This is a genomic window from Methylocystis sp. JAN1 (genome assembly GCF_052186135.1).
GTDB lineage: Bacteria > Pseudomonadota > Alphaproteobacteria > Rhizobiales > Beijerinckiaceae > Methylocystis.
The window spans coordinates 1,219,751-1,233,525 of record NZ_CP181499.1 but is presented as its reverse complement, the minus strand read 5'-3'; the positions used below and the strand labels follow the sequence as shown (position 1 = coordinate 1,233,525).

At 62.1% G+C, this 13,775-nt stretch carries 13 protein-coding genes and 1 pseudogene; 11 read left to right on the top strand and 3 right to left on the bottom strand.

The window, feature by feature from the left end:
- The first annotated feature begins 16 nt into the window (after positions 1 to 16).
- The 5 genes from ACNHKD_RS05815 (at position 17) to ACNHKD_RS05795 (ending at position 6,167) form a co-directional block, all read left to right on the top strand.
- A complete protein-coding gene (locus tag ACNHKD_RS05815) occupies positions 17 to 712 on the top strand; it encodes a class I SAM-dependent methyltransferase (RefSeq protein ID WP_442756134.1) in 696 nt (231 codons plus the stop codon).
- A 160-nt stretch (positions 713 to 872) separates the two neighbouring features.
- The gene (locus ACNHKD_RS05810; RefSeq protein WP_442756133.1) at positions 873 to 2,816 is read left to right on the top strand and encodes a PrkA family serine protein kinase; all 1,944 of its coding nucleotides are present in this window, start codon (positions 873 to 875) and stop codon (positions 2,814 to 2,816) included.
- Positions 2,817 to 2,858: 42 nt separating this feature from the next.
- Positions 2,859 to 4,148 (top strand): YeaH/YhbH family protein, encoded by a 1,290-nt coding sequence (locus ACNHKD_RS05805; protein ID WP_442756132.1) that lies wholly within the window; start codon positions 2,859 to 2,861, stop codon positions 4,146 to 4,148.
- On the top strand, positions 4,145 to 5,659 hold the full coding sequence (locus ACNHKD_RS05800) for a SpoVR family protein (protein ID WP_442756131.1): 1,515 nt from the start codon (positions 4,145 to 4,147) through the stop codon (positions 5,657 to 5,659). The genes ACNHKD_RS05805 and ACNHKD_RS05800 overlap by 4 nt, the downstream gene beginning before the upstream one ends.
- A 25-nt stretch (positions 5,660 to 5,684) precedes the next feature.
- On the top strand, positions 5,685 to 6,167 hold the full coding sequence (locus ACNHKD_RS05795) for an MEKHLA domain-containing protein (protein WP_442756130.1): 483 nt from the start codon (positions 5,685 to 5,687) through the stop codon (positions 6,165 to 6,167).
- Between the two features lie 45 nt (positions 6,168 to 6,212).
- On the opposite strand, the pseudogene ACNHKD_RS05790 reads toward ACNHKD_RS05795, so the two are convergent.
- Positions 6,213 to 6,899, bottom strand: a pseudogene (locus tag ACNHKD_RS05790) (NAD-dependent deacylase); the annotation flags it as partial.
- Between the two features lie 221 nt (positions 6,900 to 7,120).
- On the opposite strand from ACNHKD_RS05790, the gene smbP reads away from it, so the two are divergent.
- The gene (smbP, locus tag ACNHKD_RS05785; protein WP_442756129.1) at positions 7,121 to 7,474 is read left to right on the top strand and encodes a small metal-binding protein SmbP; all 354 of its coding nucleotides are present in this window, start codon (positions 7,121 to 7,123) and stop codon (positions 7,472 to 7,474) included.
- A gap of 33 nt (positions 7,475 to 7,507) precedes the next feature.
- Here smbP and ACNHKD_RS05780 read toward each other — a convergent pair whose 3' ends face one another.
- The gene (locus tag ACNHKD_RS05780) at positions 7,508 to 8,617 is read right to left on the bottom strand and encodes a hypothetical protein (protein WP_442756128.1); all 1,110 of its coding nucleotides are present in this window, start codon (positions 8,615 to 8,617) and stop codon (positions 7,508 to 7,510) included.
- Positions 8,618 to 8,728: 111 nt separating this feature from the next.
- Here ACNHKD_RS05780 and ACNHKD_RS05775 point away from each other — a divergent pair, with 111 nt between their 5' ends.
- Positions 8,729 to 9,148: a DsrE family protein gene (locus tag ACNHKD_RS05775; RefSeq protein ID WP_442756127.1), complete on the top strand. Its 420-nt coding sequence runs from the start codon at positions 8,729 to 8,731 to the stop codon at positions 9,146 to 9,148.
- 11 nt (positions 9,149 to 9,159) lie between these two features.
- Here ACNHKD_RS05775 and ACNHKD_RS05770 read toward each other — a convergent pair whose 3' ends face one another.
- Positions 9,160 to 9,423: a hypothetical protein gene (locus ACNHKD_RS05770; protein ID WP_442756126.1), complete on the bottom strand. Its 264-nt coding sequence runs from the start codon at positions 9,421 to 9,423 to the stop codon at positions 9,160 to 9,162.
- Between ACNHKD_RS05770 and ACNHKD_RS05765 the strand changes: the two genes are divergently transcribed.
- The 4 genes from ACNHKD_RS05765 (at position 9,422) to ACNHKD_RS05750 (ending at position 13,721) form a co-directional block, all read left to right on the top strand.
- Entirely contained in the window at positions 9,422 to 9,643 is a 222-nt protein-coding gene (locus ACNHKD_RS05765) for a hypothetical protein (RefSeq protein ID WP_442756125.1), read from the top strand. The two genes, ACNHKD_RS05770 and ACNHKD_RS05765, sit on opposite strands and share 2 nt — an antisense overlap.
- A gap of 273 nt (positions 9,644 to 9,916) precedes the next feature.
- Positions 9,917 to 10,474: a spore coat protein U domain-containing protein gene (locus ACNHKD_RS05760; protein WP_442756124.1), complete on the top strand. Its 558-nt coding sequence runs from the start codon at positions 9,917 to 9,919 to the stop codon at positions 10,472 to 10,474.
- An 84-nt stretch (positions 10,475 to 10,558) separates the two neighbouring features.
- A complete protein-coding gene (locus tag ACNHKD_RS05755) occupies positions 10,559 to 11,251 on the top strand; it encodes a fimbrial biogenesis chaperone (protein ID WP_442756123.1) in 693 nt (230 codons plus the stop codon).
- The gene (locus tag ACNHKD_RS05750; RefSeq protein WP_442756122.1) at positions 11,229 to 13,721 is read left to right on the top strand and encodes a fimbria/pilus outer membrane usher protein; all 2,493 of its coding nucleotides are present in this window, start codon (positions 11,229 to 11,231) and stop codon (positions 13,719 to 13,721) included. The genes ACNHKD_RS05755 and ACNHKD_RS05750 overlap by 23 nt, the downstream gene beginning before the upstream one ends.
- The last annotated feature ends 54 nt before the right edge of the window (positions 13,722 to 13,775 follow it).

Here is a 13,775-nt window from a genome sequence, read left to right as displayed (position 1 = left end):
CCCGGAGCCATTCCCGATGAACGAGCCCGCCGCGGTCCGCTTTTTCCATGTGTGGGACACCTACGCCAAGGTCGTGGCCGCCAATTACATGTTCCATCAGGAAATCGGTCAGGCGATCAAGGCCGGGTTGCGCGACCGTTTCGGCGCGCGGCCCTTCTCGATCCTCGATCTCGGCTGCGGCGACGCGGCGACCTTCGCGCCGCTTCTCGACGGCTTCGCAGTGAAGAGCTACCGCGGCGCGGACCTCTCCGAAGCCGCGCTCACGCTCGCGAGGCAAAATCTGTCGGGCCTCTCCTGCCCGGTTGTTCTGACGCAGACCGATTTGATGAGCGAATTGGAGGCCGCCGAGCCGCACGATCTAATTTATGTCAGCTTCGCGCTGCACCATCTAACGACCGTGCAGAAGGCCGGGTTCTTCCGCGTCGCATCGCAAAAACTTGCGCCCGGGGGCTTGTTGCTGCTCGCGGACGTCGTGCGTGAGGAAGGAGAGAGCCTGCCAGATTATCTTGACGCCTATTCGAACTATCTGCGCGAGGCCATGGTCGCGCTCGAAGACGCTGAGCGTGACGCGATCCGCGAGCATATTCTGAGCTTCGACCTTCCTGAACCCTGTTCGGTGCTGCGGGCGCAAGCGGAGTCGGCGGGGCTGCACATGCTTGACGCCGCGGCGCCCCACAAATGGCATCGGCTGCTGCCTTTTGTGAAAGCATGAACCGCGCCGCCCTCTTTTGAGCGCCAGGGTCGACCCCATCGAGACTGGCCCCCTTCTGTCTTATCGCTCCTCATATTGAAATCAGTTCGCGCTTGCTCAGGTACCTCTTATCAGAACGCGCAACATGCCGATGCCGCGTCCGCGAGAAGAGGCCCTGCCTATGGCGAACACCGACGTCTTTGCTGACTTCGTTCAATTTTACAGAGACCGCCAGGCGACCGAAATGTCCCTGCAGGCCTATCTCGAGCTTTGCCGTGACGACCCCAAGACTTACGCGAGCGCAGCGGAACGCATCCTCGACGCAATCGGCGAACCCCAGCTTGTCGACACGTCAAGGGATCCGCGGCTCGGCCGCATCTTTATGAATCGCACGATCCGCGTCTATCCGGCTTTCGCGGAATTCTACGGCATGGAAGAGACGATCGAGCGCATCGTCAGCTTCTTTCGCCATGCGGCGCAGGGGCTCGAGGAGCGCAAGCAGATCCTTTATCTGCTGGGGCCCGTCGGCGGCGGAAAGTCGTCGCTCGCGGAGCGCCTCAAGGCGCTGATGGAGATCAATCCGATCTATGCGCTGAAGGCGGGCGCCGAGCTGAGCCCCGTCTTTGAAAGCCCGCTTTGCCTCTTCAATTCCGACGAAGCGGGGTCGGCTCTGGAAGAGCGGTACGGCGTTCCGCGCCGGCGGCTCAATGTCATCATGAGCCCCTGGTGCCTGAAGCGTCTCGACGAATTCAACGGCGATATTACGCGCTTCACCGTGGCCAAGATCATGCCGTCGCGCCTTCGCCAGATCGCCATCGCCAAAACGGAGCCCGGGGACGAAAACAATCAGGACATCTCCTCGCTTGTCGGCAAGGTCGACATCCGCAAATTGGAGGCCCATGCGCAGGCCGACCCCGACGCCTATAATTACTCGGGAGGCCTGAACCGGGCCAATCAGGGCCTTCTCGAATTCGTCGAAATGTTCAAGGCGCCGATCAAGATGCTGCACCCGCTGCTCACGGCGACGCAGGAGGGGAACTATATCGGCACGGAAAATATCGGAGCCATTCCTTTCTCGGGCATCGTTCTCGCGCATTCCAATGAAGCGGAATGGCAGAGCTTCAAGTCCAACCGCAATAACGAGGCCTTTATCGACCGTATCTACGTGATCAAGGTTCCCTACTGCCTGCGGGTGACCGAGGAGCAGCGCATATACGAAAAGCTGCTCCGTGAGTCGGAGCTCGCGGAGGCGAGTTGCGCGCCCAACACGCTTGAAATGCTCGCGCGCTTCATCGTTCTCTCGCGCCTGAGCCCGCACGAGAATTCAAACCTTTTCTCCAAAATGCGCGTCTATGACGGCGAAAGCCTGCGCGAGGTCGACCCGCGCGCGCGCAGCATCCTCGAATATCGCGAGGCGGCCGGCGTCGACGAGGGCATGACGGGTCTTTCGACCCGTTTCGCCTTCAAGGTGCTTGCGGCGACCTTCAACCACGACACGGTCGAAGTCGCGGCGGACCCCGTTCATCTAATGTATGTGCTCGAACAAGCGCTGCGTCGCGAACAATTGCCGGCCGAGACGGAGAAACGCTACATTGAATTCATCAAGGCCGAGCTTGCGCCGCGCTACGCCGAGTTCATCGGAAAGGAAATTCAAAAAGCCTATCTCGAATCTTATCAAGACTATGGCCAGAACCTCTTCGACCGCTACATCGATTATGCGGACGCGTGGATAGAGGACCAGGACTTCAAGGATCCCGACACCGGACAGATGCTGGATCGGGAACTGTTGAATCAGGAATTGACCAAGGTCGAAAAGCCTGCCGGCATCGCCAATCCCAAGGATTTCCGCAACGAGGTGGTGAAATTCGCTTTGCGGTGGCGCGCCTCCAACAAGGGACGCAACCCCTCCTGGGCGAGCTATGAGAAGATCCGCGACGTCATCGAGAAGCGGATGTTCTCCCAGGTCGAAGACCTTTTGCCCGTCATCAGTTTCGGGACTAAAAAAGACACGGAAACCGAGAGCAAGCACACGGAGTTCGTTAACCGAATGGTCGCGCGCGGCTATACGGAGCGACAGGTCCGCCGTCTGGTCGAATGGTACATGCGCGTGAAGCAGGCAGGCTGACGCTGGGGCTGCGGCGCGCGCGCAAGGATAGCGAAGGAAGCAATGCGCATCGTCGATCGCCGGCTCAACCCGGGGGGTAAAAGCTTCTCAAATCGTCAGCGCTTTCTCCGCCGCGTCAGGGACACGGTGGAGCGCGCGGTCCGCGAGGCGAGCCGCGAGCGCGCCATCGAGGACCTGGAAAGCGAGCAGGAGGTTACGGTTCCTGCCGACGGCGCCCGCGAGCCGCTATTCAGGCACATGCCGGGCGAGCGGCGCGATTTCGTGCTGCCGGGCAACCGCGACTTTGTCGAGGGTGATCTCATCGACCGCCCGACAGGCGAAAATGGCGGCGGCGGCGCGGAACCGGGCCGCGGCCATGGGCAGGAGGACGCTTTCCGCTTCGTGCTCACCCGAGAAGAGTTTCTCAGCATCTTTCTGGATGATCTGGAGCTTCCCGACTTCGCCAAGCGTGGCCTTGTCGATACGCAAAAGCTCGGCTCGCGGCGCGCCGGCTATTCGACGAGCGGCACCCCCGCCAATCTTTCGCTTGGGCGCACGATGCAGATGTCGCTTGCGCGCCGCATCGCCATGGGGCGGCCGCGCCGGCATACGGTCGAGCGGCTTGAAGAGGAATTCGCCGGCGCCAAAGGCGCCGAGGCGGCGGAGCTTCTGGATGAAGTCCTGCGGACGCGCGCGCGGCGCATGCGCATTCCGTTTCTTGATCCCGTCGATCTGCGCTACCGCCGCTTCGAGCGATTCCCCAAGCCCGTGGCGCAAGCGGTGATGTTCTGCCTGATGGACGTCTCCGGATCGATGACGGAGCATATGAAGGATCTGGCCAAGCGCTTCTTCATGCTTCTTCACGTCTTCCTCACGCGCCGCTATCAGCGCGTCGAGATCGTGTTCATCCGGCACACGGATGAGGCGCAGGAGGTGGACGAGGAGACGTTCTTCCGTTCTGCTGAAACCGGCGGCACCGTGGTGTCGTCGGCGCTGGTCGAAATGGACCGCATCATCGCCGACCGCTATGATCCCGCGAGCTGGAACATCTATGGCGCTCAGGCCTCCGACGGCGACAATATGATGAGCGACAATGATCGCACCCGGGCGCTGCTTCAGGACAAGATATTGCCGCTGTGCCAGTATTTCGCGTATCTCGAAGTCGCCAATACGAATGAAAGCCACTCGCTGTCCTATGTCGGCGGCAGTTCGCTCTGGAACGCTTACGCCCCGCTCGCGGCGACGGCGCAAAACTTCCAGATGCGGCGCGTCTCCCGGCGCGACCATATTTATCCCGTTTTTCGGGAGCTCTTCCGCCGCCGCAACGGCGCCGGCGCGGAGGAAGCGAGATGAGCGCGCTTCTGTTCGAAGGCCGGGATTGGAGTTTCGAGACGCTTCAAAACATATATGACGCCGTCGAGATCGTCGCGAAACACGAGCTTGGCCTGGACACTTTTCCGAACCAGATCGAGGTGATCACCGCCGAGCAGATGCTCGACGCCTATTCCTCGACCGGAATGCCTCAGCTTTACCGGCACTGGTCCTTTGGCAAGCGCTTCGCCCAATTCGAAGGCGTCTATCGCGCGGGGCTTCAGGGCCTCGCCTATGAGATCGTCATCAACGCCGATCCCTGCATCAGCTATGTGATGGAGGAAAACAGCGCGACCATGCAGGCGCTGGTGATCGCGCACGCCGCCTTCGGCCACAACCATTTTTTCAAGAACAACTACCAGTTCCGGCAATGGACCGACCCGAGCGGCATTCTCGACTATCTCTCCTACGCGAAGAATTACATTGCGAGCTGCGAGGAGCGATACGGCGAAGCGGAGGTCGAGCGCCTGCTCGACGCGGCGCATGCGCTGGCGCCGCAGGGCGTCGATCGCTATCCGCGCAAACGGCCGATGAGCCTCCTCGACGAGGAGAAGCGCGATCGCGCGCGGCGCGAGGAGAGCGAGCGGCTTTACGACGACCTCTGGCGCACGGTGCCGAAATCGGGCGAAGCGGCAAAAAAGGCGATCGACCATCAGCGCGCTTTGCTACGCCTGCCGCAGGAGAACATTCTCTATTTCCTGGAGAAGACCGCGCCGAAGCTCGCTTCCTGGCAGCGGGAAGTCCTCCGCATCGTTCGTCTGATCGCACAATATTTCTATCCACAGCAGCAGACGAAAGTAATGAACGAGGGCTGCGCCACCTATTGCCACTACCGCATCATGAGCAGCCTGCATGAAGGCGGGCGTATCAGCGATGGCAGCTTCCTCGAATTTCTGACATCCCACACCAACGCGATCCGTCAGGCCACCGCGCACGACCCGTCCTATGGCGGCGTCAATCCTTATGCGTTGGGCTTCGACATGATGAACGACATTGCGCGCATCGTTCTTGAGCCGACAGAGGAAGACCGGCAATGGTTTCCCGAGATTGCAGGCGCCGGCGACGAGATGGCGGTGCTGAAGGACGTCTGGGCAAATTACAGGGACGACAGTTTCATCGCGCAGTTTCTCAGCCCGCATCTCATCCGCAAATGGCGGCTCTTTCACATTGTCGACGAGGCGGATGCGCCGAAGCTCAGGGTTCAGTCGATCCATAATGAGCGCGGCTATCACGATCTGCGCCGCAGCCTCGCGAGCGACTATGAAGTCGGCCGCAACACGCCCGATATTCAGATCGTGGACGTAGATCTGGCGGGGACGCGGCGGCTCGTGCTGCATCATCGCGTTTTCGCGGGCAAGATTCTGGACGTCGTCGACGCGGCGCTGGTGCTGCGCCATCTCACCGCGCTCTGGGGCTACGAAGTCGTCCTCGAAGAGGTCGACGCGACGACGAATGAAGTGCTAAAGGCGCATGTGGCGTCGCCCGAGCCGTAAGGGCGCGCCCGCCCTACGAGGAACGATGTCGACCTTCAGCGCTGAACTTCCCGCCGACCTCTGGATGCGCTGGATCGCGCATTCGGGCGCGCTGCTGAACTCGCATCGCGACTGCACCGGGCGCGAACTGATCGAGCGGGGCGGCGGCGACGAAGCGGAGGCCGAGCGCCTGCTCGCGGCGCCTTTCGTCGTCGTGTCGCACGGCGCGGAAGCGGATCCGATCCTCAACTACGGCAATCGTGTTGCGCAGGCGCTGTGGGAATTGAGCGTGGACCGGCTTCTCGCGACGCCCTCGCGCCTGACCGCGGAGCCCATGGTGAGAGACGCCCGCGAACGGCTGCTGGAGCAGACCGCGCGCGACGGCTTCGTCATGGGTTATGAGGGCGTGCGCATCAGCGCGACGGGCCGGCGCTTCAAAATCTCCAACGTCACCATCTGGAACGTCACGGACGCTGCGGGCCGCCCCGCTGGCCAGGCCGCGACCTTCGCGCGCTGGACCTTCCTCTAGAGGAGAGCGCTGCGTCCAGGCGATTTCGCCGGGACGCGGCCTGATCTAACCGCCCAGCAACTCGTCGACCCAGCGGGGAACGACTTCGCTTGCCGCGCCATAGCGCGTCTCGTCGAAGACGGCGGCGTTATCCGAGGGCTCGAGATTGATCTCACAAGTTCGTATGCCCAGCGCACGGGCCCGCGAGACGAAACCTGCCGCCGGATAGACCGAGCCGGACGTGCCGATGGAGACGAAATGCGTCGCCTCGCAAAGCGCGGCGCGTATCTCGTCCATGAAGAGCGGCGTTTCGCCGAACCAGACCACATGGGGCCTCAGCGACCCTGCGCGGCCGCAGGCCGGACAGACGCTCCGCGTCGAAAGATCGTCGCGCTGTTCGCCAATGGCGCCGCAGGCCGCGCAACGCGACTTCAGCAATTCCCCATGCATATGCACGACGGCCCCGGCGCCTCCGCGCTCGTGAAGATCGTCGATGTTCTGAGTAACGAGCGACGCCGCGCCGCCGCGCCTCGGCAACTCCCGCTGTAGCCGCGCCAGCGCGGCATGAGCGTCGTTGGGCGCGGCGGAGAGGAGGTTGCGGCGTCGAAAATTGTAAAATTCGTGTACGGCGGCCGGATCGTGCGCGAAGGCCTCCGGCGTCGCAAGCCTCATGGGATCGAAGCGCGCCCAGAGGCCCGTTCCCCTTTTGTCGCGGAACGTCCCGAGCCCGCTTGCGGCGGAAACGCCCGCGCCCGCTTGCGGCGGAAACGCCCGCGCCCGTGAGCACGAAAATTTTCATTGCCTCCGGTCCTCCGCCGCTGGGGCTTGGTCTGTCCAAGGTTAGCGCCGCCGCCCGGTCGCGGGCATAGAACAAATCATGTCCGACCGGGGCGGCCGCGCCAAAGTTGAGCGCGGCGCAAAAATGCGCAGTATGGGTGGAGTTCCCGATAAACGGACTTTGAGGAGCGGAACACATGATGTCGCGTCGATTGATGATCCCGGCTTTGAGCATCGGCCTCGGCCTCGCCGCCCTCGCGCGTCCGGCTTGCGCCGACCCGAATTATCTGGAAGAAGCGATCGCCGAGACCAAGGAAGCCATCGCCGCCGGCAAGCAGCTAGAGGCGGCCTCCTTCGTCGAACACGCCGACGACGCCATCGACCGTGCGCGCAGCGCCGTGTGGCAGACCCCCGTCGACCCGATCCGCAAGGGCATCAAGTTCCTGCGCAAGGCGGTGAAGCTCGCCAAGGGCACGAGCTACGACAAGCGCATCGCCAAGGCGACCGAACAGGCGGAACAGGCCCTGGAGCAGTTCCAGTCCGTGAAGTAATCGGGCCCGACGGCGGGGCGCGAGCCCGCCCCGCTATCCGCCCTCGCAGGCCGAAAGCAGCATGGGCTCCAGCCGGTAAACCTTGTCGTCGCTGACGGTCTTCCTGTCGGGTCCGCAATAGGGTTCGAGCGGCAAGCCCATATTCGGATTGCCGAGCATCATGAACGCCTTCTCGCCGCGACGCAGATAGATGGCGCGGGAATAGTCGCCGTCGCAGCCCGCGACCCTGGCGTTATCCCGCTCCGCCGGCGTGCAATCGCCCTTCTTGGAGTCGCAGAGCGCCGCCGTGCACTCCCACTGATCCTCATAGGGCGCGCAGCTATAAGACAGCGTCTGCGGCTTGCCGTTCTTGCGCGTCGTCACGGTGGCCGCGAGGCTCGCGCCATCCGGCCAATCGGGCAGGAGGTTTTTCGCCCGATCGGCCTCGATGGCCTTCGCATTGCGCGACACGCGGATCGAGGCTGTGACTTGCTGGGGGTGCGAGGCGAGATGTTCCGGCGAATAGTCCCGCCCGAAACAGAAGGGCGCGTCCGCCTTCAGCCGCTCCCGCAGGGGCGCGCCGAGACGCGCATAGGGCGGATTGGTCTTGTTCGCTTCCGCGATGCATTCCTCGATGGGACGCTGTTCGAGCCGAAAACTCCGATCGTCCGGGCCGAGCTTCGCCGCCGCCTGCGCGGCCTCGTCCGCCTCGGCGTCCGTCAGAAGGCCCCATTCGACGCCGTCCAAAACAAGATGCGTTCCGTCGTCCGAACGGATTGCGCCGATGTGTCGGTCGCATTCGCCGCCGCATTCGATACGGCCTTTTCCGCCTGCCTCCCCCGCCCTGCCGCACCAGCCCGAGACGTTCTCCGGCTTCTTCATGCCGCGCAACGTCACGAGCGCGGCGACATGGGTCGAATTGTTCTCCGGATCCTGCGCGTCGCCCGCGGCGTGCTTGTTCGGGCTCGCCTCGCTGTGGCGCAGATTGGGGTCCTCCCAAAAGGTCGAGACCTTGTTCTTGCCGATCATGAAAAAGAAGCGCTCGACCTTTTGCTGCGGATGCGCCTTGAGATGCGCGGCGTCGTAGACCCGGGCGAAACAGAGCTTGCCCTGCTCGGCGATCATCTTCTCGATACGCGCGGGTTCCGCGGCGGCGATCGGCATGAAAGCTGCGCCCATCACGAGCGTAGAATATAAATGCCGCAACGCGCCCTCCCCTGTTTCTTCGTCCCAAAGCACTATGCCATAATTTTCGGGAAGACGCGGGAGGGAGAGATGGACAGACGCGGCATGTTCCACGGCGCCCTGGCGACGGCGGCGAGTTTCTTCGGCGCGCGCGCGGCTGCGGAGGAGACGCCCATGCGGGTCGTCTATCACCTCTCGGATTTCGAAAAGGCGGATTTCGTCCTGCACAATATGCGCGTGCATTATGAGAACGCCAAAGGGCCGGTGGCGCTGGCTCTGGTCGTTCACGGCCCCGCCGTTCGCGCCTTCCGACGCGACGGTTCCGGCGTCACCCAGGAGCGTTTCGCCGGCCTCCTGAAACGCGGCATGTCGCCTTATATTTGCGCCGTCGCACTGCGCGGCCAGAATATCGAGGAGAAGGACCTGGCGCCGGGCTTTAAGATAACGGAAGCGGGGACCGTGCGCCTCGCGGAGTTACAGCGCGACGGCTATCTCTACATTCGTCCGTGACAGGGCCGCGGTCAAAACGGCTCGATCGCGTCGGCCATGCCGGGGATCATGCGCACCTTATAGCGCGCATTTTCGCAGGTGATCCGCCAGGCCGCCTCGCCCGGCCGCGACGCCTTGACATCGCGCCTCGCGCTCTGCGGCGCGTCGCATTTATAGCCTTGCAAGCGCACATGCGCGGCGATGATATCCTTGGGCGACTCCTGCGCCAGCGCCCCCGACGCGACGCCGCAGCATGCGAGAGCGAGTATCGTCGCCTGCCGAAGATTGCGAGTCATGACCGAGCCTTCCGAGAGTAGACGCGCCAGCATTGCCGGAAAGGCGCGCATCGACAAGATCCAAAGACTCGGGGCTGGTCGCTCAGCTAATGCTCCATGTGCGGACAGAATCATTTTTTCCGCCTCCAATGAAACTGAAAATTGCAACCCGAACCGCCTCGGTCTCACATTGAAACGGATCGACGCCCGCGCCATCCGCTCCGCCGCCATAGCCGCCTGATGACAGCGCATTGCGACGCTACCGCTTTGCCAAGTTTTCGCTAACATGTTTCCCTCAAAGAGAAATTTCTAGCGCTCGAGTTGCAAGAGGCGGCAAAGTTCGAGTATTGTTCGATTCGTGGCTGCTTTGGTTAAAAGCGACTTTGTAGGCGCCCCAAAAGAGCCGCGCGCGTATTGAGTTCGATTATCAAGCGGCCGCATGGAGCGGCCCCGATTCCAGACGCTGTGGGCGAGGGAGCGCAGCTCTTTGATTTTTCTACGATGGGAGCAGCAGATGACAATCGCTCGTCATTCGAAATCGATTCCGATGGGTGCGCTGATCGTTTCATTTGCGGCGGTTATTCTTGCAGGTAGAGCTGACGCATTGACGACCAGCACTACTTTCAACGTGACGGCGACCATCTCGAACTCTTGCACCGTCGTCGCCAGCGGCAATATCGGCCCCCTGACCGAGGTAACCCACACCGGAACGAACACCGTTACGATCACGTGCAATAACGGCACGGGATGGACTGTGGACTTTGCGGGCGCCAACGACTCCGCCGGGCAAAATGCGCTGCCCTTTCATTATATGAAGGACACCGGCGCGAACTACATTGAATACATCCTGACGGGCGCCGGGTCGGGTTGGACGTTCTCCGATCCGTCGAACCGGCTTGCGCATGACGGCGCCAGCCCGCCGACCAGCTTCAAGGCTTCAGGAACTGGAGACGGAACAGGGCAAGCCGCAACGATAACCGCTACGGCGACATCGGGCGCGGTTCCCTACAGCATCACGACGGCCGCGACGGGCGCGTATTCCGACACTGTGACTGTAACCGTCACTTTCTGATCCAATCAACTAGAGAAGACCGAAACAATCAGGCGCTTGCGACCTACCGGCAAGCATGCGCGTCGTTTTGTCTGGTGGTTCCTCATGTCCCATGCTGCAACCGTCGTGACGGCGGCAACCCTGTCCTTCTGGCTCTTGACCGGCGCTATGGCTGCTTCCCTGAGCGTCTCTCCCACAAAGCTCGAGATCTTTTCTCCGCAGCAGGCCGGGGCGCTCACTCTGCGCAACATGGGCGAGAAGGCAATTACCGGACAGGTGCGAGTCTTCGCCTGGAGGCAGGAAAACGGCGAGGAGATTCTCGAGGCTACCGACGCCGTCGTCGCTTCGCCGCCCATGATCGAGGTGCATCCTGGCGCGGATTACACGATCCGCGTCGTCCGCGCCGCTCAGGCGCCCGTGGTGGGAGAAGAGGCTTACCGCCTTGTCGTCGACGAGGTGCCGGACGCCGCGGCGCGACGTAACGGCGTTATTGCGCTGGCGATTCGTTACGTGATTCCGCTGTTTTTTGATTCTCCCGAAGCGGGGCAGGCGCGCCTGGCCTGGTCCCTCGCGCACAGACAGGGAAAAGTTTTCCTCACCGCGCGCAATGACGGCGACCGAAGAGCGCAATTACGCGATATCTCATTGGCCGGCAAGCCGATCGCGCGAGGATTGGCGGGCTATGTTTTGGGCCATTCCTCGGCATTGTGGGAGTTGCGCGGCAAGGCCTCCAAGGATCGTTCCGTAAAGGCCGTAACCGAAGATGGCCCGGTCAGTGGCGTCGCTGACGCGCAATAACAGCCGTCTCGCATACGCTCTGGCGTGGACCCTTGCCGCAGCGCCCGTCCTGGCCGATCCGATCACCGACATCCAAGCCCCCTCGGTCGCGGGCATGAGATTGCAGCTCGAGCTGTTCATCAACGGACGCCCCGCGAATCTGATAATCGAGGCCACCGCGCTGCCGGACGGCGAACTGGCGGTCCAGCGGGGCGAACTTGAGGACGCCGGCGTGAGGGCGCGGGGATCTGGCGCCAGATCCGAGGAAATCATCCTTTCAAAATCCGGGCTCGCATATCGCTACGATTACCCGAGGCAGCGTATCTATTTCAGCCTTTCGGACGAGCAACGCGTGCCGAAAACTTACGACAGCCGCGGCGAGCGGCCGTCGGCGCCACAAACGGCGCAATCCTGGGGCGCGCTCCTCAATTATGTTCTGTTCGCCTCGTCATCTTCCTCAATCTCTCACCTGGCGCCGAGGTTCTCCACAGTCAACGCGTCTCTGGACATGCGAATGTCCGGCCCGGTAGGCCAATTCACGCAAACGGGCATTGTCGGCAATCAGTCGAATTACGATCTGTTCCGCTTCAAAAAGACCGGCGGCCTGCGTCTCGACAGCACCTATACTTACGTGGACGAAAGCAGGCTTGTAGCCTATCGTGTGGGAGACATCGTCACAGGCGGCTTCGAGTGGACGCGTCCCGTGAGGCTTGGCGGCGCACAGATACAGAAGAACTTCTCCATTCGTCCCGATCTCGTGACAGCGCCGCTGCCGTCGATTTCAGGCAGCGCGGCGGTGCCGTCGACTGTGGAAGTGTTCGTGAACGGCGCGAGAGTAATGACCCAACAAGTAGAGGAAGGGCCTTTTCGCGTCACAAATCTTCCTGTTGCGACGTCGGGCGGGAATGCAGAGGTGATTATTCGGGATGCGAGCGGTCGCGAGCGCCGATCGGAGCTTTCATTGTTTTCAGGCCAGCGCCTCCTCGCGGAGGGCCTCTTCGATTACACGATGGAAGCAGGTTTCTCCCGCCGATTTTACGCCTTCCGCTCCAACCAATATGACGGGCATTTCGTCGGGTCCGGCGGATTTCGCTACGGCTTCAGCAACACATTGACGCTCGAGACGCATGCCGAGGGCGGCGCCGGCGTCGTCAATGGCGGCGCAGCCGCGCTCTTCAGCTTGGGGCCGTTCGGAAGCATCGAGGGCGCCATGTCAGGCTCCGTCGCCGGCGGCCGGAACGGCGGCCAAGCTTACGGCTCCTATTCATATGTCAGCCCAAGCGGGGTCAACCTTAATCTTAGCATGCAGCGCGCGATCGGCGACTATGAGGATCTCGCGTCGCGAACAGCCTTTTACGCGAACGCCCTTCCGCTCGTCGCGCAGGCGGTCCCCGCCGCGGCGTCGAATCTCTTCGGATCTTTTTTTGGCGTATACGGCCTTCCGCCGCGCGCCGTCGATCGCGTTGCAATCGGCGCGCCGGTCTACGGTCTCGGCGGCAGCGTTAGCCTTGCTCTGGCCAGAATTACGCCCCGCCTCCCATTCTCCGCGCCGATCCTTCGAAACCTCTCCGAGACGCGGCTCATAACGGCGTCCTATTCGCGCCCATTGCCCTATGACGGGAACCTTTTTGTCACCGCATATGCGAATTTCGCGGGGAACCATGACCGCGGATTGTTCGTGGGGGTGACTTTTCCGCTCGGAGAAAAAATCAGGGCGACGATCGGCGCGCAATCCGTGCCCGAGCCGCTCACCGGAAAGACGCGGCTCGGCGCAAAGGCTCAGCTGCAGAAAGGACTGGGATCGCAAATCGGCGATTACGGTTGGACCTTGTCGGCGACCGCCGGGCAGAACAGTCTGAACGGCGCGAATCTATCGTACCGCACCTCACTGGGAACCGCCCGCATGGACGCCATCCAGCAAGACCGCCTGATTAGCACGACAGGCCAGTTCGAAGGAGCGATCGGCGCGACGAGCCAGGGGATCGCCCCCGGGCCGACCGTCTACGACGCATTCGCCATCGTGGACGCCGGAGCGTCCGACGTGACGGTGCTGCAGGACAATCACCCCGTTGGGAAAACAAATGTCTTCGGCAAATTGATGGTTCCGAACCTACGCGCCTATCAACCCAATAAAATTGCAATCGACCCGAACACGCTGCCGCCGGACGCCGTCGCGAGCAACACTCAGAAGATCGTGGCGCCGGCGTTTCGCAGCGGCGTCGGCGTAGATTTCGGCGTTCGCACGGATTTGAAATCTGCAATGCTGATTCTCACCGATCCCTCCGGAAAGCCGATCGAAACCGGCAGCCGCGGGCGACTGGAAGGCGGCGAAGCCTTCGTCGTCGGATATGACGGCCGCGCATTCGTGCGAGGCGTGAGCGAGGAAGAAAGCGAAATTGTCGTAAATCTCGGGAGCAGAGATTGTCGCGCCAGCTTCCGCTTTAATCCCGGCGAAGGCAAGCGACATGCGATCAGGGCGACATGCGAGTAGAAAATCCAACTTGACGGCTTCGCGTTTTGGAACCGATGCATTTTCCTGAAGGAG